Source organism: Streptomyces sp. NPDC102258, from assembly GCF_055584685.1.
This window is the reverse complement of the sequence record NZ_JBVJLO010000009.1, coordinates 152,546-177,141: the sequence shown is the minus strand read 5'-3', so window position 1 is coordinate 177,141 and position 24,596 is coordinate 152,546. Positions and strand designations below refer to the sequence as shown.

Sequence of the window (24,596 nt, the reverse complement as noted above, 5' to 3'; positions counted from 1 at the left end):
TGTCAAGATTCTCGATCTGAAGAGACTTCATGTCGACAGACCCCTTACACTGATCGGCATGGAGGACGAGGTCGACCGACTGGTCGCGGCATGGCGGCGCGAGCGCCCTGACCTCGACGTGGAACCGCTCGAAGTGCTCAGCCGCGTCAGCCGGCTCGCACGCCACCTCGACCGCGCCCGCAGGCTGGCCTTCTCCGAGCACGGCCTGGAGCCGTGGGAGTTCGACGTCCTCACCTCGCTGCGCCGGGCCGGCGCGCCCTACCAGCTCTCCCCCGGCCAGCTGCTGACCCAGACGCTCGTCACCTCGGGCACCATGACCAACCGCATCGACCGGCTGGCCAAGAAGGGCCTGGTCGAGCGGCTCCCGGACCCCAGCGACCGGCGCGGCGTGCTGGTCCGGCTCACCCCCGAGGGGCGCGACCGCGCCGACCAGTCGCTCGCCGGGCTGCTGGCCCAGGAGCGCGCGATCCTGGGCCGGCTCTCCGCCGCCCAGCGCGGCGACCTCGCGGCGCTGCTACGCCAGTTGACCGCTCCGTTCGACAACATCCCCGGTTAGCTCGGCGGGGCGTACGCCGGCCCGCCGGGCCAGGGCCACGGCGGCCAGGGTGGAGTGCACGCCGAGCTTGCCCAGCACGTTCTGCATGTGGGTGCGGACGGTGTGCGGGGACAGGAACAGCCGTGCGGCCACGTCCTTGCGGCCCAGCCCCGCCACCATGCAGCGCAGCACCTCGTGCTCGCGCGGGGTGAGGGACTCCACGAGCCGTTCGCTGTCGCTGCGGTGCTTGCGCGCGGCCGTCAGCTCCCGCAGGACACCGGTGAGCAGCGCGGGCGGCAGATGGGTCTCCTCGCGCAGGACGCCCCGTACGACCGCCAGCAGACGCGACAGCGAGCAGTCCTTCGCCACCCACCCGGAGGCCCCGGCCTGGAGGGCGAGCGCCGCCCGGCGGGGGTCGTCGCGCTCGGCAAGGACCACGGTGCGCACCCCGGGGTGGGCCACGCGCACCCCGGCGACCAGGGCGATCCCGTCCGGGGCGGCCGGCGGCGGCCCCGAGCCCGCTTCCCGTGGCGCGGGGACGGCGCCGGTCACGCCGCCGAGGTCGGCGTCGACGAGCAGCACGTCGAAACGGCGGCCCTCGGCCGCCGCGCGGTCGAGGCAGCGCGTGGCGGCGGGACCGCTGCCGGCCGCGGACACGTCCACGTCCGGCTCGGCCGCGAGCGCGGCTGCCAGAGACTCGGCGAAGATGCGGTGGTCGTCGACCACCAGAACCCGGATACGGACCACAAAACCCCCAAGGGTCGGGGAACGGACGACTGCGGGTACGACGCCCGAGCCGGGTGGCCCACGGCCGCCACGGCCGCCGCCGCGACATCTGAGCACTACCCCGGACCGGACGCCGTACCCGGCGTGTCTCGACCCCTGAATCCACACCGGCCCCCACCGGTGTCACGCATCAGCGTAGAGCGGGCGGGGTCTCGCGGTTGGCCGAATAGCGGAAGTTTTTCCCGGGATTTTCCGGTGGGACGGTCCGCAACGGACGGTCGCCTGGCTGGAATTCGCCGGTTCTGACGGCCGACGGGGCCGATTCCCGACCGGCGCGTGCCACCGGCAGGTGCGCGGGTGGCATGTCACCCGGCGTACGCACGCCGGGCGCCCGCGCACGGCGCCCGCCGCCCGCGCCCGGACGGTACGCGCACGCCCCCGCGCGGGACGTCGGTCCGTACGGGGGCGTGCGGGGCGTGGGGGGGGGGAGGGACGAAGGCGCACGCGAGGGCGCCGGCCGTCAGGAGCGCCGCGCGCGGGCGAAGTCCCAGGCGTCGGACACGATGCGGGTCAGGTCCGAGCGCGTCGGCACCCAGTCGAGGCGCTCGCGCGCCCTCCGCGCCGAGGCCACCAGCACGGCGGGGTCGCCGGCCCGGCGCGGGGCGGGCGTCACGGGGATCTCCCGGCCGGTGACCTTGCGGACCGTCTCGATCACCTCGCGGACGGAGAAGCCGCTGCCGTTGCCGAGGTTGCACACCAGGTGTTCGCCCGGGGCCGCGACGCGCAGCGCCGACAGGTGGGCCTCCGCGAGGTCGGCCACGTGGATGTAGTCGCGCACGCAGGTGCCGTCCGGGGTCGGGTAGTCCTCGCCGAACACCGAGATCGACTCCCGCTCGCCGAGGGCCACCTGGAGCACCAGCGGGATCAGGTGCGTCTCGGGGTCGTGCCGTTCGCCGAACTCGCCGTACGCGCCGGCCACGTTGAAGTAGCGCAGCGAGACCGCGGCGAGGCCGTGCGCCACGCACTCCCCCGCGATCATGTGGTCGACGGCCAGCTTCGAGGCCCCGTACGGGTTGGTCGGGGCGGTCGGCGAGGTCTCCGTCAGGATCCCGTCGGCGGGCTCCCCGTAGGTGGCGGCGGTGGAGGAGAAGATCAGCGTGCCCACGCCCGCCTCCCGCATGGCGGTGAGCAGGGCGAGGGTGCCGCCGACGTTGTTGTCCCAGTACTTGCCCGGGTCGGCGACGGACTCGCCGACCTGCGAGGAGGCCGCGAAGTGCAGCACGGCGTCGAAGGAGGGGTCGAGGTGCTCGGCGGCGTCCTGGACGCGCCCGCCGACCAGGGTCGCGCCGGCCGGGACGCCCTCGCCGAAGCCGGTGGAGAGGTCGTCGAGGACGGTCACCTCGTGGCCCTCCGCCAGGAGGTGGGCCGCCACGACGCTGCCCACGTATCCGGCACCGCCGGTGACCAGGTACTTGCTCACTCGCACTCCAACCTCTCGCGGACGCACACGGGGCGCGTGCACCGCCTGCTTACCGGATCGAGCGCTTCCGGGGAAATCGCCCGCCGTTCGACCTCATCACGGCGTACGGTCTCGCCCCGCCCCGCGGTCTCACCCCGCCGACGGCCGTCCCTGAGCCGGCAGCCCCGCCCGGTCGAGGAGTCCGGTACGGGCGGCCAGCGCGGCCGCCTCCAGGCGGGAGCCCACGCCCAGCTTCATCAGCACCCGCTGCACGTGCGTCCGGGCGGTGCTCGGCGCGATCTCCATCCCGGCGGCGATGAGCCGGGTGTCCTCCCCCTCCGCGACCCGGACGAGCACCTCCACCTCCCTCGGGGTCAGCAGCCGCAGCAGCCGGCTGCCCTCGTCGTCGGGCTGGGCGGCCGGGTTCAGCAGCTCCGCGAAGGCCCCCTGCAACAGCTGCGGGGAGACCGCCGCCTCCCCCGCCCGCGCCTTGGCCAGGGCCCGTTCCACTCCCTCGACGCGCTCGTCGTGGCGTACGTAGCCCGCCGCTCCGGCGGCGAACGCGGCCGCGATGCCCCGCGGGTTGGGGACCGGCCCGAGCACCACGACGGCGATCTGCGGGCGTTCCCGCCGGATCCGGGCGACGGGCTCGAAGACCCCCGGCTCGGCGGGGGTGGCGGTGCCGAACAGGCACACCTCCGGTGCCCGGCCGATGACCAGCTCGGCGGCGCCGGCCGTCGGCGCGGCGGCCGCCAGTACCCGGTGCCCGCGCAGCTTCAGGGCAGAGGCGAGCGCCTCGGCCAGCAGCCGGTGCTCGTCGACCACCACGACCCGTACGCCCATCAAGGCTCCCACCCCAGATCCATCTGACCCGGCAAGCTACACGCTTGTTCGACGGGGCGTGCCGGTAACCGCGAGAAGCCCCCGGAAGGGCTGATCTTCCGGGGGCTCCTGGCCGGATCACTCAAGGCCCGATCGCCGCGGGCCCGGCCGCTCCGGGCCCGGCCGCGCTCAGTTCGCGAGGTAGGAGACGAAGAGGTACTCCGGGTCGCCCTTGTCGGAGTACGGCTTGCGCACCATCGTCCGGGCGATGAAGAGGTGGCCGTTGTGGTAGCGGTATTCCGAGAACTCGGGCGAGAAGTTCGTCTCGGTGCGCTTCCCGGTGGTGTCCACCGGGTTCTGCATCAGCAGGGTCTCCTTCATCGTCTTGCCGTCGATGCTGACGATCTGGCCGCCGCCGTCGTACGGCGGTTCCTTGTAGGCGATGATGCTCGACCCGTCCATGCGCAGCGGGGCCATGGTGAACCGCTCGCCCGCGTCGGCGCGGTCGGAGGTGGCCTTGCCGGTCTCCAGGTCGAAGGAGACGATCTCGTTGGTGCGGCCGACGGAGGCCGAACCCTGGTGCTCGTAGGTGGGCAGGTAGACCTTGCCGTTGCCCACGACCATGTTGGCGCACTGCTCGACCTCGGTGGCCGGGCACTTGGGCGCGTAGTTGCCGTCCGAGAGGCCGATGTGGGCCTTCAGCTGGCCCCCGTCGTCGATGACGAACAGGTCGCTGACGTTGGTGGCGTTCTTGGCGGTGTTGCCGACGTTGGCCGCGACGATGAGCGGCTTCGTGGAGATGATGCCGGCCCATTCGATGCCGGGCGCCAGCTTGTAAGAGGACTTGGGCGCGCCGCTGGCCGGGTCGAGGGACTGGGCGAGGAGGGTCTGGTTGCCGCTGCGTCCGCACTTGCGCAGGACGGCGAGGGCCTCGCCGCCCGCGTAGCCGAGGTCGTAGCAGCCTTCGCCGTCGGTCTTCGGGGCCCACAGGGACTTGCCGTCGGCGAGGTTCCAGGCGGCGCCGCCGCTGAGGCCGCCCGCGGCGACCGTCTGGCCGCTGAGGGTGACCTCGGTGAAGGCCACCGGCTTGTCGCCGCCGGTGGAGGACTTGGCGTTGGCGGACCACAGCAGCTTGCCGGCGTTCAGGTCGATCACGCCGACCTGGGTGCACTGCGGGTACTTGTTGGCGTCGCTCGCCATGGTCTCCGCGAAGAGGATGGCCGACTTGTCGCCGCTGATGTGCTTGGTGGCGCCGCAGACGTTGCCGGGGAGCGGGAGTTCCCACTTCTTGCCGCCGTCGACGAGGTTGTAGCCGACCACCTTGCCGACGTCGGACTTGACGTAGGTGCTGTCGGTCAGCCAGGAGCCGTCGACGGAGACCACGTCGGCCGGGGTCGGGCTCGGGACCTTGGCCACCAGCCGCGACTTGGTGTTGGCCGGCACCTTCTCCGAGCCGCCGGCCGCGGCCGGCTTGTCGCCGCCCGGGGAGTCGCCGCCGCTCGCGGCGGGGCGCGGCGTGCCGGGGGCGTCGTCGCCGGAGACGTACCAGAAGCCGCCGCCGATGATCAGGGCCATGGCGAGCACGGCCGCGCCGACGATCATCAGCTGGGTGCGTACCTCGCCGCCGCCACCAGTGCGGGCCGGAGCCTGCGGGGCGGGGGCCGGCTGCTGGGGGTAGCCGTAAGCGGGCGGGGACTGCGGCGGGTAGCCGTAGCCCGGCGGGGACTGCGGGTAGCCGTAACCGGGCTGCTGCTGCGGCGCCGGCGGCTGGGCCGGGGGGTGCGCCGGCGGCTGGGGGGCGTTCGGCGGGAGCGGGGGGACCGGCGGGGGCGCGCCGTAACCGCCCGGGGGCGGCTGGTGGGGCGGCGGCGGGGTACTCGGGGTGCTCATCTTGGGGTGCTACTGCCTCTCGCTGGGCGGCTCGGTGGACTCGTTCACTTGCCGAAGACCATCAGGAGCTTCTCGTCCTCGCCGTCGCCCTGCAGCGAGGTCACGGACAGGAAGAAACGACCGCCCTCGTAGGACCGCTTCGCGAACATGAAGGATCCCTCGATCCGCGCCGCGGGGCCCGAGGGCAGGCGCAGGAGCACCTGGGGCGAACCGCCGCCGGCCGGCAGCGAGACGATCTCGCCGGGCTCGTCCAGGGCGCTGGTGCGGTAGGCCGTCAGCTGCCCGTTCGCCGCCTTGAGGGGGCTGAACGCCTTCTTGTGCCCGGCGCGGGTGCGCCACTTGGCCTTGCCGGTGGCGAGGTCGAAGGCGACGATCTCGTTACCGGTGGCCTCGTCGCCGTCCGTGTTCAGGTACAGGGTGTCGCCGTCGACGGCCTGGCCGGCGCAGCTCTGCAGGCCGCTGGCGCTGCCACTGGCGCCGCAGTTGACCGCGAAGTTGCCGTCGGCGGACATGGTGGCGCGCTTCTGCCCGTCGGGGCCCAGCGAGATGATGGAACGCTGCTTGGTGTCGCGGTTCGAGGCGTCGACGACGGTCGGGTTGACCGAGTAGACGGCGTTCACCCGGTAGCCCTTGGGGAGCCGGTAGGACCAGGTCTTCTGGCCGGTCAGCGGGTCGGCGTCCTGGATCTCGACGGTGTGGTCGTCGTCCAGGCAGGTGGCGATGCCGATCAGCTTGCCGTTGCCGGCGGCGTACGCGTCCGGCCGGCAGCCCTCGCGGCCGCCCCCGGCGAAGAGCCGCTCGCCGGTGCTGAGCCGGAAGGCGCTGGTGCCGCCCAGCCGGTTGACGACGACGGTGTCGCCGGTGAAGGCGACGGAGGCGTCGATGGCGCTGTCGAAGAGGCCCTCCTTCTGGACTTCCTTCGTCCAGACCTCCTTGCCCGCCTTCAGGTCGATCAGCTTCAGCCGGTTGCAGTCGGCGTTGGAGCCGTCGCCGTCCTTGACGAGGACGACGGTCTTGCCGTCGGGGGTCGTCTGGTCGGTGAGCCCGCAGATCTCGGCGCCCGCGTCGGCCTTCCAGCGCTCTTTGCCGTCGGTGACGGCGTAGCCGACGAAGCCCTTGTCGAGGGTTTTGACGACGGTGTCCCCGACCACCCACTGGCCTTTGGTGGGGATGCCCGCGCCGGGCCCCTGGAGCTTGGCGGTCTTCAGCCACAGGACCTTGTCCTCGCCCTGCTTGCGCCCCGCGTTGAGGTCGCCCCGTTCGGGGCCGCCGTTGCCGGAGCCGTCGCCGTCGTCCACCGACGGGGAGGCGGAGGGCTGCGAGCCGGCGGAGGCGGAGCCCTGTGCGAGCGGCGGCTTCGGGTCGGTGCCGTCGTCCGCGGCGAAGACGAACCAGGCGCCCGTACCGAGGACGAGGACGCCCGCGACGGCCGCCGCGATCAGGGCCGCCGTCTTGCGGCGGCCCGCCCCGGGACCGCCGGGCGCGGGCGCGCCGGGCGGGACGGGAGGCATACCGGGCGGCGGGAAACCGTAACCGCCCTGCGGCGGATAGGGGGGCGGAGACTGCTGCGGCTGCTGGGCGTACGGGTTGGCGCCCTGCGGCGGGTACCCGTACCCCGGCGGCGGCGGTCCCGGCAGGTGTCCGTAACCGGAGGGCGGCGGCGGCTGGTTCGGCGGCTGGGGCGGCTCGGTCATCAGCGCATACCTTCGGCGTCGGGCGGTGGAGAGGGGGGACGGCGGGAACCGCCCCTTTCTATCACTCGTGGCTGACATGCGACGGGCCGGTCCGGCCCCTGTTCCCAAGGGCGGACCGGCCCGTGACGAGGCCGTTATCCGGGCGCCCGCACCGGCGCCGTCCGGCCACCCGACGCCGGTACGGGGCGGCCCGTGCGGGCCGCCGCTCAGGCGTCCTCGGCCAGTTCCAGCCAGCGCATCTCCAAGTCGTCGCGCTCGGCGATGAGTTCCCGCAGCTCCGTGTCGAGCTTGGCGACCTTGTCGTAGTCGGTGGAGTGCTCGGCGATCTGCGCGTGCAGGCTCGACTCGCGGTCCGACATCTTGTTCAGCTGCCGCTCGATCTTCTGGAGTTCCTTCTTCGCGGCGCGCGAGTCGCCCGAGGAGGAGGACTTGGCGGCGGCCGGGGCGGGCGCCGGGGCGGCCGCCTCGATCATCCGCTGCCGGCGCTCCAGGTACTCGTCGAGCCCACGCGGCAGCATCCGCAGGCTGGCGTCGCCGAGCAGCGCCATCACCGTGTCGGTGGTGCGCTCGATGAAGAACCGGTCGTGGGAGATCACGATCATCGACCCGGGCCAGCCGTCGAGGAGGTCCTCCAGCTGCGTCAGGGTCTCGATGTCGAGGTCGTTGGTGGGCTCGTCGAGGAAGAGGACGTTGGGCTCGTCCATCAGCAGCCGCAGGATCTGCAGCCGACGCCGCTCACCGCCGGAGAGGTCGCCGACGGGCGTCCACTGCTTCTCCTTGGTGAAGCCGAACTGCTCGCACAGCTGGCCCGCCGTCATCTCGCGGCCCTTGCCGAGGTCGACGCGGTCGCGCACGCGCTGGACGGCCTCCAGGACGCGCAGCGACGGGTCGAGTTCGCCGACCTCCTGGGAGAGGTAGGCCAGCCTGACCGTCTTGCCGACGGTGACGGTGCCGGCGGCGGGCTGGACGTCGCCCTGGGTGCGCGCGGCCTCGGCGAGGGCGCGCAGCAGGGAGGTCTTGCCGGCGCCGTTGACGCCGACGAGGCCGACGCGGTCGCCGGGGCCCAGATGCCAGGTGAGGTGCTGGAGCAGGGTCTTGGGGCCGGCCTGGACGGTCACGTCCTCCAGGTCGAAGACCGTCTTGCCGAGGCGGGCGTTGGCGAACTTCATCAGCTCGGAGGTGTCGCGCGGCGGCGGCACGTCGGCGATCAGCTCGTTGGCGGCCTCGATGCGGTAGCGCGGCTTCGAGGTGCGCGCGGGGGCGCCGCGGCGCAGCCAGGCCAGCTCCTTGCGCATCAGGTTCTGCCGCTTGGACTCCTCGGTGGCGGCGATGCGGTCGCGCTCGGCGCGGGCGAAGACGTAGTCGCTGTAGCCGCCCTCGTACTCGTGGACCGCGCCGCGCTGCACGTCCCACATGCGGGTGCAGACCTGGTCGAGGAACCAACGGTCGTGGGTGACGCAGACGAGCGCCGAGCGGCGTTCCTGGAGGTGCTTGGCCAGCCAGGAGATGCCCTCGACGTCGAGGTGGTTGGTGGGCTCGTCGAGGACGAGGAGGTCCTGGTCGGCGATGAGCAGCTGGGCGAGCGCGATGCGGCGGCGCTCGCCGCCGGAGAGCGGGCCGATGACGGTGTCCAGGCCCTGGCCGAAGCCGGGCAGGTCCAGGCCGCCGAAGAGGCCGGTCAGCACGTCGCGGATCTTGGCGTTGCCGGCCCACTCGTGGTCGGCCATGTCCCCGATGATCTCGCGGCGGATGGTGGCCGAGGGGTCCAGGGAGTCGTGCTGGGTGAGGACGCCCATCTGGAGGCTGCTGTTCTGGGTGACCCGGCCGCTGTCGGGTTCCTCCAGCTTGGCGAGCATCCGGATGAGGGTGGTCTTGCCGTCGCCGTTGCGGCCGACGACACCGATCCGGTCCCCCTCGGATACGCCGAGGGAGATGCCGTCGAGCAGGGTACGGGTGCCGTACACCTTGCTGACTGCCTCGACATTGACCAGATTGACGGCCATCAGACGCGCTCCAGGGAAGGGGTGTGGATCAGCCCCTCAGCCTAACGCTCCGCGCCGACCCCGACCGTTCCACCAGGAAGGCGCCCGCGAGCACCATGCCGATGGCGGCCGGAGCGGTGACCGGCAGGGCGATCAGGACGGCGGTGTGGCCCTCCAGCAGGCCGCCGAGGCCGGTCAGGGACAGGCCGAGGACGCCGAGCAGGCACAGGGTGATCCCGGCCGCGGCGGCCGGCCCGCCGCCGGCGGTCCCGGACCCGGTACGGGCGCCCCGCGCGGCCGGGGCCTCGAAGCGCCGGAAGCAGGCGACGAGCAGGGCGGTCAGGGCGGCCGCGAGGAGGATCCGTACCGGCACCTGCGCCCACCAGCCGGCCGTGGCGGGCTCGGGCAGGGCGGGGCCGAGGGCGAGCTGGGCCGCGTACACGCCCAGCATGGCGGTGAGGTGCCACAGGAAGGCCGTCATGGCGACGCCGTTGGCGGCGACGACCCCGTGCCAGACCCGCGGGCGGGCGAGCCAGGCCCCGGCGGGCCGGGCGAGCAGCTGGACGGCGCCGACCAGCCACATGCCGTGGCAGAGCAGGGCCAGGGAGGGCGGGGCCATGTTGGAGACCTTCTCGCCGGGCATCCCGACCATGGACAGCGGGTACGGGCCCAGCGCCACCAGCAGGACGGCCCCGGCCGCCCCGGCGGCGGCGAGGGCGCCGGGCCGGGTGAGGCGGCCGTCGGCGCGCAGGAAGCCGAGCTGGTGCACGGCGAGCCAGACGAGGGCGAAGTTCAGGAACTCCACGTACGGGACGCCGAGCGCGAAGCGCAGGACGTCGACCAGCGCGGCGGCCCCCGCGAGGGCGGCGAAGGCGGCCCAGCCGCGGCGGGCGTGCAGCCGCAGCAGCGGCGGGGTGAGGGCCACCATGGCGAGGTAGATCCCGATGAACCACAGCGGCTGCGTGACCATCCGCAGCGCGGCGCCGGTCAGCGGGCCGCCGCCGTGCCCGGCGAGCTGCACGGCCAGCGCGAGGGCGGCCCAGAGCAGGACGAACACCAGCGTGGGGCGCAGCAGCCGGTGCAGGCGGGCACGCAGGAAGGCCGCGTACGCGGGCCGCCCGCCGGCCCGGCGCTCCAGCGAGCGGTACGACAGGGCGTGCGAGAACCCGCCGACGAAGAAGAAGACCGGCATGACCTGGAGGGCCCAGGTGAGCACCTGGAGCGGCGGGACCAGGGCGAGCAGGTTGCCTATGCCGTCCGGGCCGACCGCGGCCATCAGCCAGTGGCCGAGGACGACGGTGGCGAGGGAGGCCACCCGCAGGAGGTCGACGTAGCGGTCCCGGGCGGTGGGGGTGGCCGCGGCCATGGCGCGCGCGCTGACTGTCATGCCCACACCGTCCCGCGCCCGGGCGGGCCGTCGACAGGGCGCGGATACTCATCCGCCGCCTAGGTACCCCGGGGCGCCGCGGCGGGAGCGGGGCGAGACCCGGCGACGGGCCGCCGGACAGCGCGGCGGGAGCGGGGGCCGGGGGACGGTGGGTGAGGAGCGGGCCGGGACGGGGCCGTGGGCGCCGGGCCGCCGGACGGCGCCGCGCGGCATCCCGGCCCCGCGGCCTCAGGCGGGCAGCACCGTCGCCCCGGGGGCCGGGGAGGCGGTGATCCGGGTGGCGCGGCACGTTCCGGAGGCGTCGAGCGCCGCCGCGACCTTCTCGGCGGACTCCGGGTCGCGCACCAGGAAGGCCGTGGTGGGACCGGAACCGGAGACCAGCGCGGCCAGCGCGCCCGCCTCGGTGCCCGCCGCGAGGGTGGCCGCCAGCCGCGGGCGCAGCGAGAGCGCGGCCGGCTGGAGGCCGTTGGCCCCGGTCAGGGTGGCGGCGAGGGCGTCCGGGTCGCCGGCGGCGAGCGCGGCCAGCAGCGCCGGGGAGGCCTGCGGCGCCGGTACGTCGACGCCCTCGGTCAGCCGGTCGAACTCCCGGAACACCGCCGGAGTGGACAGCCCGCCGTCGGCGACGGCGAACACCCAGTGGAAGGCGCCCGCCGGGACGGGGGTGAGCAGCTCGCCCCGCCCGGTGCCGAGGGCCGCGCCGCCGACCAGGCTGAAGGGGACGTCGCTGCCCAGCTCCGCGCACAGGGCGAGCAGTTCCGCGCGCGGGGTGTCCAGCTTCCACAGCGCGTCACAGGCCAGCAGGGCCGCCGCGCCGTCCGCGCTGCCGCCCGCCATGCCGCCCGCGACGGGGATGTTCTTCGCGATGTGCAGGTGGACGGCGGGCTCGACGCCGGCCCGGGCGGCCAGGACCTCGGCGGCCCGCGCGGCGAGGTTCGTACGGTCCAGCGGCACCTGGCCGGCGTCGGGGCCGGTACAGGTGACGGTGAGCGCGCCGGCCGGGGTCGCCGTCACCTCGTCGAACAGCGAGACGGCGAGGAAGACGCTGGCCAGGTCGTGGAAGCCGTCGGCGCGGGCCGCCCCCACCGCCAGCTGGACGTTGACCTTCGCGGGGACCCGTACGGTCACGCCCGCGCCCGGGGCGGCGCTCACAGGGCGGGCCGCTCGGCGGCGGGCTTGTGCTCGGCGATCGCCGCGAACTGCTCCACCGTCAGGGACTCCCCCCGGGCCAGCGGCGCGATGCCGGCGGCGGTCAGGGCCGCCTCGGCGCCCGCGGCGGAGCCGGCCCAGCCGGCCAGGGCCGCGCGCAGGCCCTTGCGGCGCTGGGCGAAGGCGGCGTCGACGACCGCGAAGACCTCCGCCTTGGACGCGGTGGTCTTCACCGGCTCGGCGCGGCGCACCAGGGAGACGAGTCCGGAGTCGACGTTCGGGGCGGGCCAGAAGACGTTGCGGCCGATGGAGCCGGCCCGCTTGACGTCCGCGTACCAGTTGGCCTTGACCGAGGGGACTCCGTACACCTTGTTGCCGGGGCGGGCGGCGAGCCGGTCGGCGACCTCGGCCTGGACCATGACGAGGGTCCGCTCGATGGTGGGGAAGCGGTCCAGCATGGTCAGCAGCACCGGCACGGCCACGTTGTACGGCAGGTTCGCCACCAGCGCGGTCGGCGCCGGGCCGGGCAGCTCGGTCACCAGCATCGCGTCGGAGTGGACGAGGGCGAACCGGTCCTTCTTGTGCGGCATCCGCGCCTCGACGGTGGCGGGCAGCGCGGCCGCCAGGATGTCGTCGATCTCGACGGCGACCACCCGGTCGGCGGCCTCCAGCAGGGCGAGCGTCAGCGAGCCGAGCCCGGGGCCGACCTCGACGACCACGTCGTCCGGCCGCACCTCGGCGGTCCGTACGATCCGGCGCACCGTGTTGGCGTCGATGACGAAGTTCTGGCCCTTCTGCTTCGTCGGGCGTACGCCGAGGACCTCGGCCAGCTCTCGGATGTCGGCCGGGCCGAGGAGGGCGTCGGAAGGGGTCGCGGGGGGCTGCTGCTCTGCGGTGCTCACCGGTAAAGCCTACGGCCGCAGTGGGGCCAGGGGCTCGCCCCCCGTTGCACGTAGAGCTTCTTCGCCCGGTACGTCTGCTCTTCGCCCGGGGCGTCCTGCGGGCGGCCGCTGCCGCCGAGGGCCTGCCAGGTCTGTACGTCGAACTGGTAGAGGCCGCCGTAGGTGCCCGAGGCGTCGGTGGCGGAGGCCCGGCCGCCGGACTCGCAGCGGGCGAGCGCGTCCCAGTCGAGGCCGTCGGCGCCCGCGACGGAGCCCGGCAGCGGCTTCGTACCGACCTTGACGAGCTGGTCGACCGGCTCCCGGACCACCTCCTCGGCGAGCCTGCGCGGCTCCTGGCGGACCCCGTTGACCGTACGGAACCCGTACGTGACCCGGCGCGCTCCGGGCCGCCCGGCGCGCTCGACGACCTCGGTGCCGGCGAAGAGGGTGTCGTCGTCGACCCGCTCGGTCGTGTACGGGATGCGTTCCTCGCGGACCTCGCGGGTGCCGGTGATGCGGAGCACGGTGACGGTCTGGCCGTCGCGGGGGAAGGAATCGGGCGCCACGGAGGTGGTGTCCTCGCCCTGCAGGGTGATGCCGGCCTGGTCGAGGGCCTCCCGGACGGTGGCGGCGTTGGTGCGGATGGTGCGTTCGCGGCCGTCGGCCATGAAGGTGACCCCGCGTTCGGTGCGCACGCCGAGGGTGAGGCCGGAGCGGGGGACGGGGGCGGTGCGGGGGGCGGAGAGGTAGGCGCCCTCGACGCGGACGCCGAGCTGGCGCAGGGCGCCCTCGACGGTGCGGGAGGTGGTCCACACCTGGCGTCTCTGGCCGTCGAGGGTGAGGTGCAGGGGCCGGCCGTAGTGCAGCACGACCTCCTCGCCGTCGTCGAGGGCGGAGGCGCGGGCGGGGGCGACGAGGTCGTGGGGGCCGACGCCGAGGCCCTCGGCGTCGAGGAGGTCGTCGACGCTCCCGGCGAAGGTGTGCAGGGTGCGGGGGACGCCGTCGACGGTGAGGCGGACGGCCTTGTCGGCGGCGACGAAGGCCGTGGTGCCGCCCGCGAGGAAGGCCACCACCAGGGCCTGCGGCACGATGCGCCGCCAGCTGTCGCGGGGGACGGGCGTGAGGGCCGCCGCCCGGCGGCGCCGCCCGGCCGGGGCGTCCCCGCCGGCGGCCGGTACGGGCACGGCCCGACGGCGTCCGGTGCCGCCGGGGGCGGGGGCGGGGCCGGCTCCGGGGGCCGGGGCGGGGACCCTGGCCCGGCGGCGGCCGGCCGGAGGGGCATCGGGATCCGGGCCGGCGGGGGTGGTGTCCGGGCCGGCGGCGGCGCCCCGGCGGCGGCCGGCCGGCTCCGGGGGCGCGGCGGCTCCGGCCCGGCGGCGGCCGCCGGCCCGGGCGGGGGCGGGGGCCGGGGCGGCGGCGGCCGGGGCGGGCTCCCGGTCGGCCCCCTTGCGGCGCCGCCCGGCCCGCCGGCCCTCGGCCCGGGGCGCCGGCACCCCGGGCTCGGCGCCGGGGGCGGGCGGTGGGGCCGGCTCCGGCCAGGGGGCACGGCGGTGACTGCCCTGGGTATCGCTCACGTCGCTCGCTCCACTGGTCCGGCCCCGGCTGGTTCGGGCACGGCACCCTAACGGGAGCGGCCGTCACGCGCCAAAGCCGTTCGACTACCCAGCGTGTCGGGCGAACGGGTGTGTGTGTCCGGGTGTGTGCGTCCGGGTGCGTGCGTCAGTACCCGAAGGCACGCGCCGTGTTGGCGGCCAGCGCCGTGGCCATGGCGTCCTCATCCAGGCCGCGGACCGCCGCCATCGCCCGTACCGTCAGCGGAATGAGGTACGGCGCGTTCGGCCGCCCGCGGTACGGCGCGGGAGTGAGGTACGGGGCGTCCGTCTCGACCAGCACCAGCTCCAGCGGGGCCACCGCGAGGGCCTCCCGCAGCGGCGCGGCGTTCTTGAAGGTGACGGTCCCCGCGAAGGACATGTAGTACCCGGCGGCCGCGCACGCGCGGGCCATCTCGGCGTCCCCGGAGTAGCAGTGGAAGACGGTCCGCTCGGGCGCCCCCTCCTCCCGCAGCACGCGCAGCACGTCCGCGTGGGCGTCGCGGTCGTGGATGACCAGCGCCTTGCCCCGCCGCTTGGCGATCTCGATGTGGGCCCGGAAGGAACGCTCCTGCGCGGCCATCCCCTCCGGCCCGGTGCGGAAGTGGTCGAGTCCGGTCTCGCCGACCGCCTTGACGTGGTCCAGCGCGGCCAGCGCCTCGATCTCGGCCAGCGCCTCGTCGAGGGCCGCCTCTCCGCCGCCGGCCCGCACCCCCTGGCGCGACCAGCCCCCAGGGTCCCCGTGCACGATGCGCGGGGCCTCGTTCGGGTGCAGGGCCACCGCCGCGTGCACGTTCTCGTACGCGGCGGCCGTCTCGGCGGCCCACCGGGAACCCTTCACGTCGCAGCCCACCTGGACGACCGTGGTCACGCCCACCGAGGCGGCCTTGGCCAGGCCCTCCGCCACGGTGCCGGACTGCATGTCGAGGTGGGTGTGCGAGTCGGCCACCGCCACCCGGAGGGGTTCGGGCAGCGGCGGCGGGGCGTCCTTCGCCCCCGGCTTGTCTTCGCGTGTCATACGGCCGATCTTATGACCGGCGGCGGCGCCCCAGCAGACGGCCGAACCAGCCCCGGCGCTGCTCCGACGCCGCGTCGACCGCGACCGGCCCTGGGGCGTCGTGCGAGGGCGCGGCCTTGCGCCGCGCCGCCTCGCGCTGCTTCGGGGGCCGCGGGACGTCGGCGCCGGCCGGGACCGGCCCGGCGATGCCCGGGGCGACGCGGTGGTGGTAGAGCTGGTCGAGCATGCCGAGCACCGAGGAGACCTGGCCCGCGCGCATGATCCGTACGACGTGTCCGCCGCAGTTCAGGCACGTCGGGTTGGACAGCGGGGAGGGCACCCGCTCACCCTTGACCGTGTACATGATGAACGGCTGACCCTTGCCGTCGACGTGGTGTTCTATCGCGTAGGCCTGCTCCCACCCGTAGCCGCACTTCATGCACGCGAAGGAGTACGCCTCGTGCACGGTCTGTACGGCAGGTGTGGAGACGGGGGCGTCCGAAACGGCGACGGGTGCGGGTACCGGGGTGTCTGCGATCTCGCTCATGCCAGCTCCTCTTGTTCCACTGGTGCCATTGCCAGTGGACGCCTCTTCGGGCGGGAGCGCATCAGGTCCTGTCCAGTGTTGGACGGCCTTTGGGCCAGTCATGCCCAAAAGCGCCGGTGCACGGTCTGAGCTTTGCTTTTCAGGTCGGCTCTTTACCGATTTACGGCACCGTTTGTGCCGCGTTCTTTGCCGCAACGACCGCGTCGAAGACCTCGCGCTTGGGTAGCCCTGCTTCTGCGGCGACCGCCGCGATGGCCTCCTTGCGCCGCTCGCCCGCCTCCTCGCGCACCCGCACCCTGCGCACCAGCTCCTCGGCGTCGACGTCGCCGGGCGCGGCGGCCGGGGCGCCCTCCACCACGACGGTGATCTCGCCGCGCACCCCTTCGGCGGCCCACTGCGCGAGGGCGCCGAGGCCGCCGCGCTTGACCTCCTCGTACGTCTTGGTCAGTTCCCGGCAGACGGCGGCCCGCCGGTCGGCGCCGAAGACCTCGGCCATGGCAGCCAGGGTGTCGTCCAGCCGGTGCGGCGCCTCGAAGTAGACGAGCGTGCGCCGCTCGCCCGCCACCTCGCGGAGCCGGCCCAGGCGCTCGCCGGCCTTGCGGGGCAGGAACCCCTCGAAGCAGAACCGGTCCACCGGGAGCCCCGACAGCGCGAGCGCGGTGAGTACGGCGGAGGGCCCGGGAACGGCGGTGACCCGGATGTCCTTCGCCACCGCAGCGGCGACGAGCCGGTAGCCCGGGTCGGACACCGAGGGCATGCCCGCGTCCGTCACCAGCAGCACCCGCTTGCCGACCTCCAGGGCCTCGACGAGTTCCGGGGTCCGGGCGGACTCGTTGCCCTCGAAGTACGACAGCACCCGGCCGGTGGTGTGCACGCCGAGCCCCTGCGTCAGACGGCGCAGCCGGCGGGTGTCCTCGGCGGCGATGACGTCGGCCCGCTCCAGTTCGGCGCCGAGCCGGGGCGGGGCGTCGGCGAGGTCCCCGATGGGGGTTCCGGCCAGGACGAGCACGCCGCCGGCCGGGGAGGCCGGGGAGAGCGGGGAGGCGGCTTCGGCGGTGCGGGACTGTTCGGCTGTCACCCGGCCATCCTCTCATCGGCGGCGGCCGGCGCTCCCGGACCGGCGGCGCCCGCCCATCCGGACCGGCGCGGCCGTACCCGCAGCCGTGCCCGCAGCCGGGGCGGTGAACGGGCCGGGAACGGCGGCGACTCACGCGGGGACGGGCCGGGGACTGGGGCTCCCCCAGCCGTGTTCCCTACGATGACCCGGTGACCAGTACCGCGACGCCGCCGCCCAGCCCCGCGGGGGCCCCGCCCGTCCCGACGGGCGCGGGCGACTCCGCGCCCGAGCCGTCCGTCTGGCTGCGCCGCCTGCGGGGCTTCGGCTACGCGCCGGCCGGTCCGGCCGGTGACGTCCGCACCCGCCTCGTGCCCCCGTACGCCCGCCCGTCCGCCCAGCTCTGGACGGCGCTCGGCGTGCCCGAGGCGAGCCGGGGCGCCTGGCAGCGGGTCATGGCGTGGGCCGGGCCGCTGCTGATCACGCTGGTCGCGGGCGTGCTGCGGTTCACGCACCTCGGCAGCCCCAAGGCGGTGATATTCGACGAGACGTACTACGCCAAGGACGCGTGGGCCACCATCCGGCAGGGCTACGAGGCGAGCTGGCCCAAAGATATCGACAAGTCGATCCTGTCGAATCCCGACGGCGTCCCGCTGCCCCTGGACCCCGGCTACGTCGTGCACCCGCCCGTCGGCAAATGGGTGATCGGGCTCGGCGAGTGGGTGTTCGGCTTCGACCCCTTCGGCTGGCGGTTCATGACCGCCCTGCTCGGCACCCTGTCCGTCCTGATGCTGTGCCGGATCGGCCGCCGGCTCTTCCGCTCCACCTTCCTGGGCTGCCTGGCGGGCGCGCTGCTGGCGGTGGACGGCCTGCACCTGGTGATGAGCCGCACCGCCCTCCTCGACCTCGTGCTGATGTTCTTCGTCCTGGCGGCCTTCGGCGCGCTGCTCATCGACCGCGACCGGGCCAGGGCCCGGCTCGCGGCGGCGCTCCCGCTCGACGAGGAGGACCGGCCGCGCCCCGACCCGCACGTCGCCCGGACGCTGCGGCTGGGCTGGCGCCCGTACCGGCTGCTGGCCGGCGTCTGCCTCGGCCTCGCCTTCGGCACCAAGTGGAACGGCCTGGTGGTGCTGGCCTTCTTCGGCGTGCTGACCGTGCTGTGGGACGCGGCCGCGCGCCGCACCGCCGGCGCGGGTTCCCCGTACGCGGCGATGCTGCGCCGCGACGCGCTGCCCGCGTTCCTGTCGACGGTCCCCGTCGCCATCGGCGTGTACCTGGCGTCCTGGCTGGGCTGGATCCTGAGCCCGGACAACGGCAAGGGCGGCTACTTCCGCGACTGGGCCGCCAAGAACGACCAGCACAGCTCGCTGTCCTTCCTCCCCGAGTGGCTGCGCAGCCTGTGGCACTACGAGACGACGGTCTACGACTTCCACGTCGGCCTGACCTCGGGCCACACCTACCAGTCGAACCCGTGGAGCTGGCTCGTCCTCGGCCGTCCCGTCTCCTACTTCTACGAGTCCCCCTCGCCCGGCACCGACGGCTGCCCGGCCACCGAAGCCGGCAAGTGCGCCCGCGAGGTCCTGGCCCTGGGGACCCCGCTGCTGTGGTGGGCGGGCTGCTTCGCGCTGCTGTACGTGCTGTGGCGGTGGTTCTTCCGCCGTGACTGGCGGGCGGGCGCCATCGCGTGCGCGCTGACCGCCGGCCTGCTGCCCTGGTTCAACTACCAGGAGCGGACCATCTTCTACTTCTACGCGGTCGTCTTCGTCCCGTACCTGTGCCTGGCGGTGGCGATGATGATCGGCGCCCTGCTGGGCCCGGCGGGCTCGACGGAACGCCGGCGCGCGCTGGGCGCGATCACGGCGGGCGTCCTGGTCCTGCTCATCGTCTGGAACTTCATTTATTTCTGGCCGATCTACACCGGCGGCACCCTCCCGATGGACTCCTGGCGCGGCCGCATGTGGCTGGACACCTGGGTCTAGCGGTCCGAGCCGACGTCCGGTGTGTGACGCGTACGACATCACGGTCCGGTGATAACAGCGTGGTGGCGTGCGCGCACAGCGTAAGGTCCGCACCAGGAGTTCTTTGAACACGTTCAGAGAACGGGGGTTCCTGGGGAGGGAACGCATGAACGGGGCGGCGAAGGGTGCCATCGTCGGCGGGGTGTTTCTCGCGATGGCCGGCGGGGCGGGGTACGGGGTCTACAGCCTGGTCGGGGACGGCGGTGGCGGCGGGACCGGCGAGCCGGCCGGCAGCGCGCGCAGTGCGCAGAAGACGAGCGGGCCGGTCACCGAGCGGGAGACGGCGGAGACCGCCCGGGCGTTCCTCGCCGCCTGGGCGTCCGGCGACGACCGCGCGGCGGCGGACCTGACGAACAACGCGCAGGCCGCGCGGACGGCGGTCGCCGACTACAGGGCCAAGGCGTACGTGTCGAAGGCCGTCATCACCCCCGGCACGCCGAACGGCACCACCGTGCCGTTCAAGGTCGAGGCCGAGATCACCTACGAGGGCACGGTCAAGCCCCTCGCCTACGACTCCCAGCTGACCGTCGTCCGCGGCGCCACCACCGGCAAGGCCCTCGTCGACTGGCAGCCCTCGGTGATCCACCCGCAGCTCCAGCGCGACGAACGGCTGCGGGCGGGCACCCCGGCGAGCCCGCCGGTCAAGGCCGTCGACCGGCACGGCAAGGAGCTGACGGCCGAGCGGTACCCGTCGCTGGGGCCGGTGCTGGACGCGCTGCGCAAGACGTACGGGGAGAAGGCCGGCGGCACCCCGGGCGTCGAGGTGTGGATCGAACCCGCCTCCGCCGACGCCCCCAAGCGGACCCTGCTGACGCTGGCCGAGGGCAAGGCCGGGCAGATCGAGACCGTCCTGGACGCGGACGTGCAGGCGGCCGCCGAGAAGGCGGTGGCCGCGCACGCCGAGGCCTCGGTCGTCGCCGTCCAGCCCAGCACGGGCGACATCCTGGCGGTGGCCAACCACCGCCGAGACGGCTTCAACGCGGCGATGCTGGGCGGGCGGGCCCCCGGCTCGACCATGAAGATCGTGACGGCGGCGATGCTGCTGGAGAAGGGGCTGGTCGCGGCGGACCGGCCGGCGGAGTGCCCGCCGAGCGCCTCGTGGGAGGGCAAGGTCTTCCGCAACCAGGACGGTTTCTCCTCGCACGGCCAGCCCTTCGCGCACAGCTTCGCCAAGTCCTGCAACACCGCCTTCATCAGCCTCATCGACGACGTGAAGGACAGCGGCGCGCTGCCGCGGGTGGCGAAGGACGCGTTCGGCATCGGGCTGGACTGGAAGACCGGCATCCCCTCGCAGGACGGCTCCGTCCCGGTGACCTCGGGCCCGGCGGCGGCCGCCGAGTACATCGGACAGGGCGCGATCCGGATGAACCCGCTGAACATCGCCTCCATCACGGCGACGGCCCGCACGGGGATGTTCCGCCAGCCGGTCCTCGTGAAGGCCTCCCTGGACGGCCGCCCGCTGGCCACCGCCTCCCGCCCCCTGGCGCCGGGGGTGTCGGCGCAGCTGGTGCGGATGATGCGGCAGACCGCCACGAGCGGAACGGCGGCGACGGCGATGTCCCCGGTCGGCGGCTCCGACAAGGGCGCGAAGACCGGCTCGGCGGAGGTCGACGGCGCGGCGAGCCCGGACAGCTGGTTCACCGGCTACAGCGGCGACGTCGCCGCCGCCGCGATGGTCGAAGGCGGCGGCCACGGCGCGGACGCGGCGGGCCCGATCGTCGCCCAGGTCCTGTCTTCCTGACCCTGTCGCCCGCACGGCCCGGCCGCGGCCGAACGCCCGGCTTCGCCCCGGCCCGCAGGCCGGGCCGCTGCGCGGAGCCGGCCCCGGCCGGCAAAAATCAGCCCCGCCGGCGTTTGAGGCGCGGGGGTCCGGGGGCTGGCCCCCGGCAACGGCGCCGCACCCGAAAGCACCCGTACCGCCGCCGCGCCGGCCCCCCGTACGCGGGCCGCAGGCCTAGAGGCAGGTGCGTAGTGCGCGGACCAGCGCCTGGGCGCGCGGGTCGGCGGTGACCGACTTGGCGTGGGCGTTGGTGACGTAGCCGAAGCCGACGCCCGCCTCCGGGTCGGCGAACGCCAGCGAGCCGCCCCGCCCCGGATGCCCGAAGGACGCGGGCGACAGCAGCGGCGACGCGGGGCCGTGCAGCATGAAGCCGGGGCCGAAGCGGGTGTTCACGACCAGCACCCGGTCGGCGCCGGCCGCGAACTCCCGGCCCGCGAGGGCGGTCGTGGCCGGGGTGAAGATCCGCGCGCCGTCCTCGACCACCCCCACCGTGGCGGCGTAGAAGCGGGCCAGCGCCCGGGCCGTGCCGATGCCGGCGGAGGCGGGGAGTTCGGCGGCCCGGTAGACGGGGTCGTTCTCGTCCGGCGCGGGATCGATGGCGGCGAACGCGCGCCGGGTGAGGGACTCGGGGTCCGCGTACGCCTCCGAAACGTTTCGCCTCGGCCGGGTCCTCAGCTGCCCCGCCCCCTGCGGCGGCTCGACCGGCGCCACCCGGCCCACCCGGTGCTCCTGGTCCTCCGGCAGCCCGATCCAGAAGTCCAGGCCCAGCGGCTCGGCGATCTCCTCGGCCAGGATCCCGCCCACCGTGCGCCCGGTGGCCCGCAGGACCAGCTCGGACAGCAGCCAGCTGAAGGTCTGGGCGTGGTAGCCGTGCGCGGTGCCCGGCTCCCAGAAGGCCGTCTGCGCGGCCACCGCCCGGGCCCCGGAGACGCCGTCGGCGGCCTCGGCCGTGGTCAGGCCCCGGTCCAGCGCGGGGACGCCCGCCTGGTGGGCGAGCAGCTGGCGGACCAGGGTCCGGTCCTTGCCGCCCGCCTTGAACTCCGGCCAGTACGAGGCCACCGGCGCGTCCAGGTCCAGCAGCCCGCGCTGGTGCAGCAGCAGCGCCACGCCGGCGGCCACGCCCTTGGTCGCGGAGCGCACGATCTGGGCGGTGTCCTCGCCCCACGGCTCGGAGCCGTTCGCGTCCTTCGTGCCGGCCCACAGGTCGACGACCTTGCGGCCGTCCCGGTACACGGCGACGGCCGCTCCCCGGTCGCCGAGCACCTCGAAGTTCCGCGCGAAGGCGTCCCTGACGGGCTCGTAGCCCTCGTCCACCGCGCCCTGGATATCCGCCGTGTTCCTGTCCACGTTCACCCGAACAACCTCCGACCGGCCCTTATGCCGGCCGCCGCGCCGCGGCCGTCCGGGGATCGAAGCCGAACGGCAGCTCCAGGCGGTGGGCGCCCATCAGCGCCTCGTCGCACAGCAGGCCGGCGGTGGGGCCGTCGGCGGCGATGACCCCTTCGCTGAGGATGACCGCGCGGGGGCACAGCTCCAGCGCGTACGGCAGGTCGTGGGTGACCATCAGGACGGTCACCTCCAGCGAGCGCAGGATGTCGGCGAGCTCGCGCCGGGAGGCCGGGTCCAGGTTGGAGGAGGGCTCGTCGAGGACGAGGATCTCGGGCCGCATCGCCAGTACGGTCGCCACCGCGACCCGGCGGCGCTGCCCGAAGGACAGGTGGTGCGGCGGCCGGTCGGCGAACTCCGCCATGCCGACCTGTTCGAGCGCCTCGCGCACCCGCGCCTCCAGCTCGGCGCCGCGCAGCCCGGCGGCGGCCGGGCCGAAGGCGACGTCCTCGCGGACGGTCGGCATGAAGAGCTGGTCGTCGGGGTCCTGGAAGACGATGCCGACCCGGCGGCGGATCTCGGCGAGGTTGCGCTTCTCCACGGGCAGCCCGGCGACGGTCACGGTGCCGACGCCGCCGCCGAGGATGCCGTTGAGGTGGAGGACGAGGGTGGTCTTGCCGGCGCCGTTGGGGCCGAGCAGCGCGACCCGTTCCCCGGCGGCGACGGTCAGGTCGACGCCGAAGAGCGCCTGATGGCCGTCGGGGTAGGCGTACGCGACGCCGGACACCTCCAGGGAGGGGGCCGGACGGTCGGGGGCGGGGGCGGGTGCGGAGGCGGAAGGAGCGGTCACAGCGTCCATCCCATCAGACAGACGGCGAGCGCCGTCACCGGGAGCACGGCGGCGTACGCCCACTGGGCGCGGCCGGCCGTGACGTGGTCGATCACCGGCATGGAGCCGGCGTAACCGCGGCTGACCATGGCCAGGTAGACGCGTTCGCCGCGCTCGTAGGAGCGGATGAACAGCGCGCCGGCGGTCTTGGCGAGCACGCCCCAGTGGCGGATCCCGCGCGCCTCGAACCCGCGCGAGCGGCGGGCGATGGACATCCGGCGCAGCTCGTCGGTGATCACGTCCCCGTAGCGGATCATGAAGGAGGCGATCTGGACCAGCAGCGGCGGGAGCTTCAGCCGCTGGAGCCCGAGGAGCAGGGCGCGCAGTTCGGTGGTGGAGGCGAGCAGGACGGAGGCGGCCACGCCGAGGGTGCCCTTGGCCAGTACGTTCCAGGCGCCCCACAGGCCCGACAGGCTCAGCGACAGGCCGAGGACCCGTACGTGCTCGCCCTCGGCCACGAAGGGCATGAGCACGGCGAAGGCCACGAACGGGATCTCGATCAGCAGCCGGCGCAGCAGGAATCCGGCCGGTACGCGGGCCAGCGCGGCGACGGCCGCGAGGAGGACGGCGTACAGGCCGAAGGCCCACATCGCCTCGCGCGGGGTGGAGACGACGATGATCACGAACGCGAACGTCGCGGCGATCTTGCAGTGCGGCGGCAGCTCGTGGACGGGCGAGTGCCCGTGCCGGTAGAGCTTGTGCGCGTGTCCGGCCCCCATGTCAGCGGACGGGGGCGGCCGTGGAGGCGGCGGTCAGGTCCTGCGCGCGGCGGCGGCGCACGGTCCAGAAGATCCCGGTGCCCACGACGATGGTCGCGCCGACGCCGATGACGCCGGCGAGGCCGCCGGACAGGCGCGCGTCGCCGACGTCCTTGACGCTGTAGTCGGCGAGCGGGGAACCGGCGGCGGCGTGCTCCCGCGCCTTGGCGTCGATGCCCTTGTCGGCGGCGACCTTCTCCAGGCCGTCGGGGCTGGAGGAGGCGTAGTAGGAGACGAAGCCGGCGAGGACGAGGGCGGTGACCAGGCCGGTCGCCCACACGGCCCGGGTGGAGCGGGCGGCGGCGGGAACGGCGGCCGGGGAGGCGACCGGGGCGGGCGCCGGGGCGTCGACGAGTTCGCCGTCCACGCGCAGCTTCAGCGGGGTGGCGAGGCCGCGCGCCCCGTACACCAGGTCGGGCCGTACGGCGATCACGGCGCCGACGGTCGCGGCGGTGATGACGGCCTCGCCGATGCCGATGAGGACGTGCACGCCGACCATCGCGGTGAACACCTTGCCCAGGGAGACGTCGGTGGTCCCGCCGAGGGCGTAGAAGAGGGTGAACATGACGGCCGCGGCGGGCACCGAGAGCAGGGCCCCGGCGAAGGCGGCGACGGTGACCGAGCGCCGGCCGGCGGGCAGCACCTTGAGGAGCCCGCGGAAGACGGCGTACGCGACGACGACGGTGACGACCGCCATGTTGGCGATGTTGACGCCGAGGGCGGTCAGGCCGCCGTCGGCGAAGAGGATGCCCTGCATGAGCAGGACGACGGAGACGCAGAGCACGCCGGTGTAGGGGCCGACGAGTATGGCGGCGAGCGCGCCGCCGAGGAGGTGGCCGCTGGTGCCGGCGGCGACCGGGAAGTTCAGCATCTGCACGGCGAAGATGAAGGCGGCGACCAGGCCGGCCAGCGGGGCGGTGCGTTCGTCGAGCTCGCGGCGGGCGCCGCGCAGGCTGACCGCGACGGCGGTGGCGGCCACTGCTCCGGCGGCCACCGAGACGGGTGCGTTGATGAATCCGTCGGGCACATGCATGGAGCGGCTCCGCTTCCTCTTCCTCACAAGCTGTTTAACCGTTCAAGGATAGTGCCCAGTTGCAAATGGTTGGCAAGAGCGGC

General features: G+C 74.4%; 20 protein-coding genes. 3 read left to right on the top strand and 17 right to left on the bottom strand.

The features are described 5' to 3' along the window. Positions 1 to 58 precede the first annotated feature (58 nt). Positions 59 to 556 (top strand): MarR family transcriptional regulator TamR, encoded by a 498-nt coding sequence (gene tamR / locus ACZ6ZT_RS17630; RefSeq protein ID WP_469720061.1) that lies wholly within the window; start codon positions 59 to 61, stop codon positions 554 to 556. On the opposite strand, the gene ACZ6ZT_RS17625 is transcribed toward tamR, so the two are convergent. From ACZ6ZT_RS17625 to rsmI, 13 genes are all read right to left on the bottom strand, one after another. Further along, on the bottom strand, positions 515 to 1,282 hold the full coding sequence (locus ACZ6ZT_RS17625) for a LuxR C-terminal-related transcriptional regulator (RefSeq protein ID WP_469720060.1): 768 nt from the start codon (positions 1,280 to 1,282) through the stop codon (positions 515 to 517). The genes tamR and ACZ6ZT_RS17625 overlap by 42 nt on opposite strands. Before the next feature lie 499 nt (positions 1,283 to 1,781). Continuing rightward, the gene (gene galE / locus ACZ6ZT_RS17620) at positions 1,782 to 2,741 is read right to left on the bottom strand and encodes a UDP-glucose 4-epimerase GalE (RefSeq protein ID WP_469720059.1); all 960 of its coding nucleotides are present in this window, start codon (positions 2,739 to 2,741) and stop codon (positions 1,782 to 1,784) included. A 129-nt stretch (positions 2,742 to 2,870) separates the two neighbouring features. Then, positions 2,871 to 3,563 (bottom strand): response regulator transcription factor, encoded by a 693-nt coding sequence (locus ACZ6ZT_RS17615; RefSeq protein ID WP_469720168.1) that lies wholly within the window; start codon positions 3,561 to 3,563, stop codon positions 2,871 to 2,873. 168 nt (positions 3,564 to 3,731) lie between these two features. Continuing rightward, positions 3,732 to 5,432, bottom strand: coding sequence for an outer membrane protein assembly factor BamB family protein (locus tag ACZ6ZT_RS17610; protein WP_469720058.1), 1,701 nt, complete (start codon positions 5,430 to 5,432; stop codon positions 3,732 to 3,734). A 44-nt stretch (positions 5,433 to 5,476) separates the two neighbouring features. After that, positions 5,477 to 7,126: an outer membrane protein assembly factor BamB family protein gene (locus tag ACZ6ZT_RS17605; protein ID WP_469720057.1), complete on the bottom strand. Its 1,650-nt coding sequence runs from the start codon at positions 7,124 to 7,126 to the stop codon at positions 5,477 to 5,479. Between the two features lie 206 nt (positions 7,127 to 7,332). After that, a complete protein-coding gene (locus ACZ6ZT_RS17600; protein WP_469720056.1) occupies positions 7,333 to 9,129 on the bottom strand; it encodes an ABC-F family ATP-binding cassette domain-containing protein in 1,797 nt (598 codons plus the stop codon). 28 nt (positions 9,130 to 9,157) lie between these two features. Beyond that, a complete protein-coding gene (locus tag ACZ6ZT_RS17595) occupies positions 9,158 to 10,495 on the bottom strand; it encodes an acyltransferase family protein (RefSeq protein WP_469720055.1) in 1,338 nt (445 codons plus the stop codon). 228 nt (positions 10,496 to 10,723) lie between these two features. After that, positions 10,724 to 11,644, bottom strand: coding sequence for a 4-(cytidine 5'-diphospho)-2-C-methyl-D-erythritol kinase (locus tag ACZ6ZT_RS17590; protein ID WP_469720054.1), 921 nt, complete (start codon positions 11,642 to 11,644; stop codon positions 10,724 to 10,726). Then, positions 11,641 to 12,543 carry a 16S rRNA (adenine(1518)-N(6)/adenine(1519)-N(6))-dimethyltransferase RsmA gene (gene rsmA / locus ACZ6ZT_RS17585; protein WP_469720053.1) on the bottom strand — a complete coding sequence of 301 codons (903 nt, stop codon included), beginning with the start codon at positions 12,541 to 12,543 and terminating at the stop codon, positions 11,641 to 11,643. The genes ACZ6ZT_RS17590 and rsmA overlap by 4 nt, the downstream gene beginning before the upstream one ends. Continuing rightward, positions 12,540 to 14,096, bottom strand: coding sequence for a ubiquitin-like domain-containing protein (locus ACZ6ZT_RS17580; RefSeq protein WP_469720052.1), 1,557 nt, complete (start codon positions 14,094 to 14,096; stop codon positions 12,540 to 12,542). The genes rsmA and ACZ6ZT_RS17580 overlap by 4 nt, the downstream gene beginning before the upstream one ends. 145 nt (positions 14,097 to 14,241) lie before the next feature. Beyond that, the gene (locus tag ACZ6ZT_RS17575) at positions 14,242 to 15,129 is read right to left on the bottom strand and encodes a TatD family hydrolase (RefSeq protein WP_469720051.1); all 888 of its coding nucleotides are present in this window, start codon (positions 15,127 to 15,129) and stop codon (positions 14,242 to 14,244) included. A gap of 10 nt (positions 15,130 to 15,139) precedes the next feature. Further along, complete coding sequence (locus ACZ6ZT_RS17570; RefSeq protein ID WP_469720050.1) at positions 15,140 to 15,655, bottom strand: hypothetical protein; 516 nt, start codon at positions 15,653 to 15,655, stop codon at positions 15,140 to 15,142. 160 nt (positions 15,656 to 15,815) lie between these two features. Beyond that, positions 15,816 to 16,664: a 16S rRNA (cytidine(1402)-2'-O)-methyltransferase gene (gene rsmI / locus ACZ6ZT_RS17565; RefSeq protein WP_469720167.1), complete on the bottom strand. Its 849-nt coding sequence runs from the start codon at positions 16,662 to 16,664 to the stop codon at positions 15,816 to 15,818. A 257-nt stretch (positions 16,665 to 16,921) separates the two neighbouring features. Between rsmI and ACZ6ZT_RS17560 the strand changes: the two genes are divergently transcribed. Together ACZ6ZT_RS17560 and ACZ6ZT_RS17555 are read left to right on the top strand one after the other, a co-directional pair. Next, complete coding sequence (locus ACZ6ZT_RS17560) at positions 16,922 to 18,688, top strand: dolichyl-phosphate-mannose--protein mannosyltransferase (RefSeq protein ID WP_469720049.1); 1,767 nt, start codon at positions 16,922 to 16,924, stop codon at positions 18,686 to 18,688. A gap of 145 nt (positions 18,689 to 18,833) precedes the next feature. Continuing rightward, positions 18,834 to 20,468 carry a penicillin-binding transpeptidase domain-containing protein gene (locus tag ACZ6ZT_RS17555; RefSeq protein ID WP_469720048.1) on the top strand — a complete coding sequence of 545 codons (1,635 nt, stop codon included), beginning with the start codon at positions 18,834 to 18,836 and terminating at the stop codon, positions 20,466 to 20,468. Between the two features lie 213 nt (positions 20,469 to 20,681). Here ACZ6ZT_RS17555 and ACZ6ZT_RS17550 read toward each other — a convergent pair whose 3' ends face one another. Genes ACZ6ZT_RS17550 through ACZ6ZT_RS17535 form a run of 4 tightly spaced genes read right to left on the bottom strand, consistent with a single transcriptional unit; the run spans position 20,682 to position 24,513 of the window. Then, positions 20,682 to 21,860: a serine hydrolase domain-containing protein gene (locus ACZ6ZT_RS17550; RefSeq protein ID WP_469720047.1), complete on the bottom strand. Its 1,179-nt coding sequence runs from the start codon at positions 21,858 to 21,860 to the stop codon at positions 20,682 to 20,684. A 22-nt stretch (positions 21,861 to 21,882) separates the two neighbouring features. Continuing rightward, entirely contained in the window at positions 21,883 to 22,692 is an 810-nt protein-coding gene (locus ACZ6ZT_RS17545; protein ID WP_469720046.1) for an energy-coupling factor ABC transporter ATP-binding protein, read from the bottom strand. Continuing rightward, entirely contained in the window at positions 22,680 to 23,441 is a 762-nt protein-coding gene (gene cbiQ / locus ACZ6ZT_RS17540) for a cobalt ECF transporter T component CbiQ (protein ID WP_469720045.1), read from the bottom strand. The genes ACZ6ZT_RS17545 and cbiQ overlap by 13 nt, the downstream gene beginning before the upstream one ends. Before the next feature lies 1 nt (position 23,442). After that, complete coding sequence (locus ACZ6ZT_RS17535) at positions 23,443 to 24,513, bottom strand: energy-coupling factor ABC transporter permease (protein ID WP_469720044.1); 1,071 nt, start codon at positions 24,511 to 24,513, stop codon at positions 23,443 to 23,445. Positions 24,514 to 24,596 lie beyond the last annotated feature (83 nt).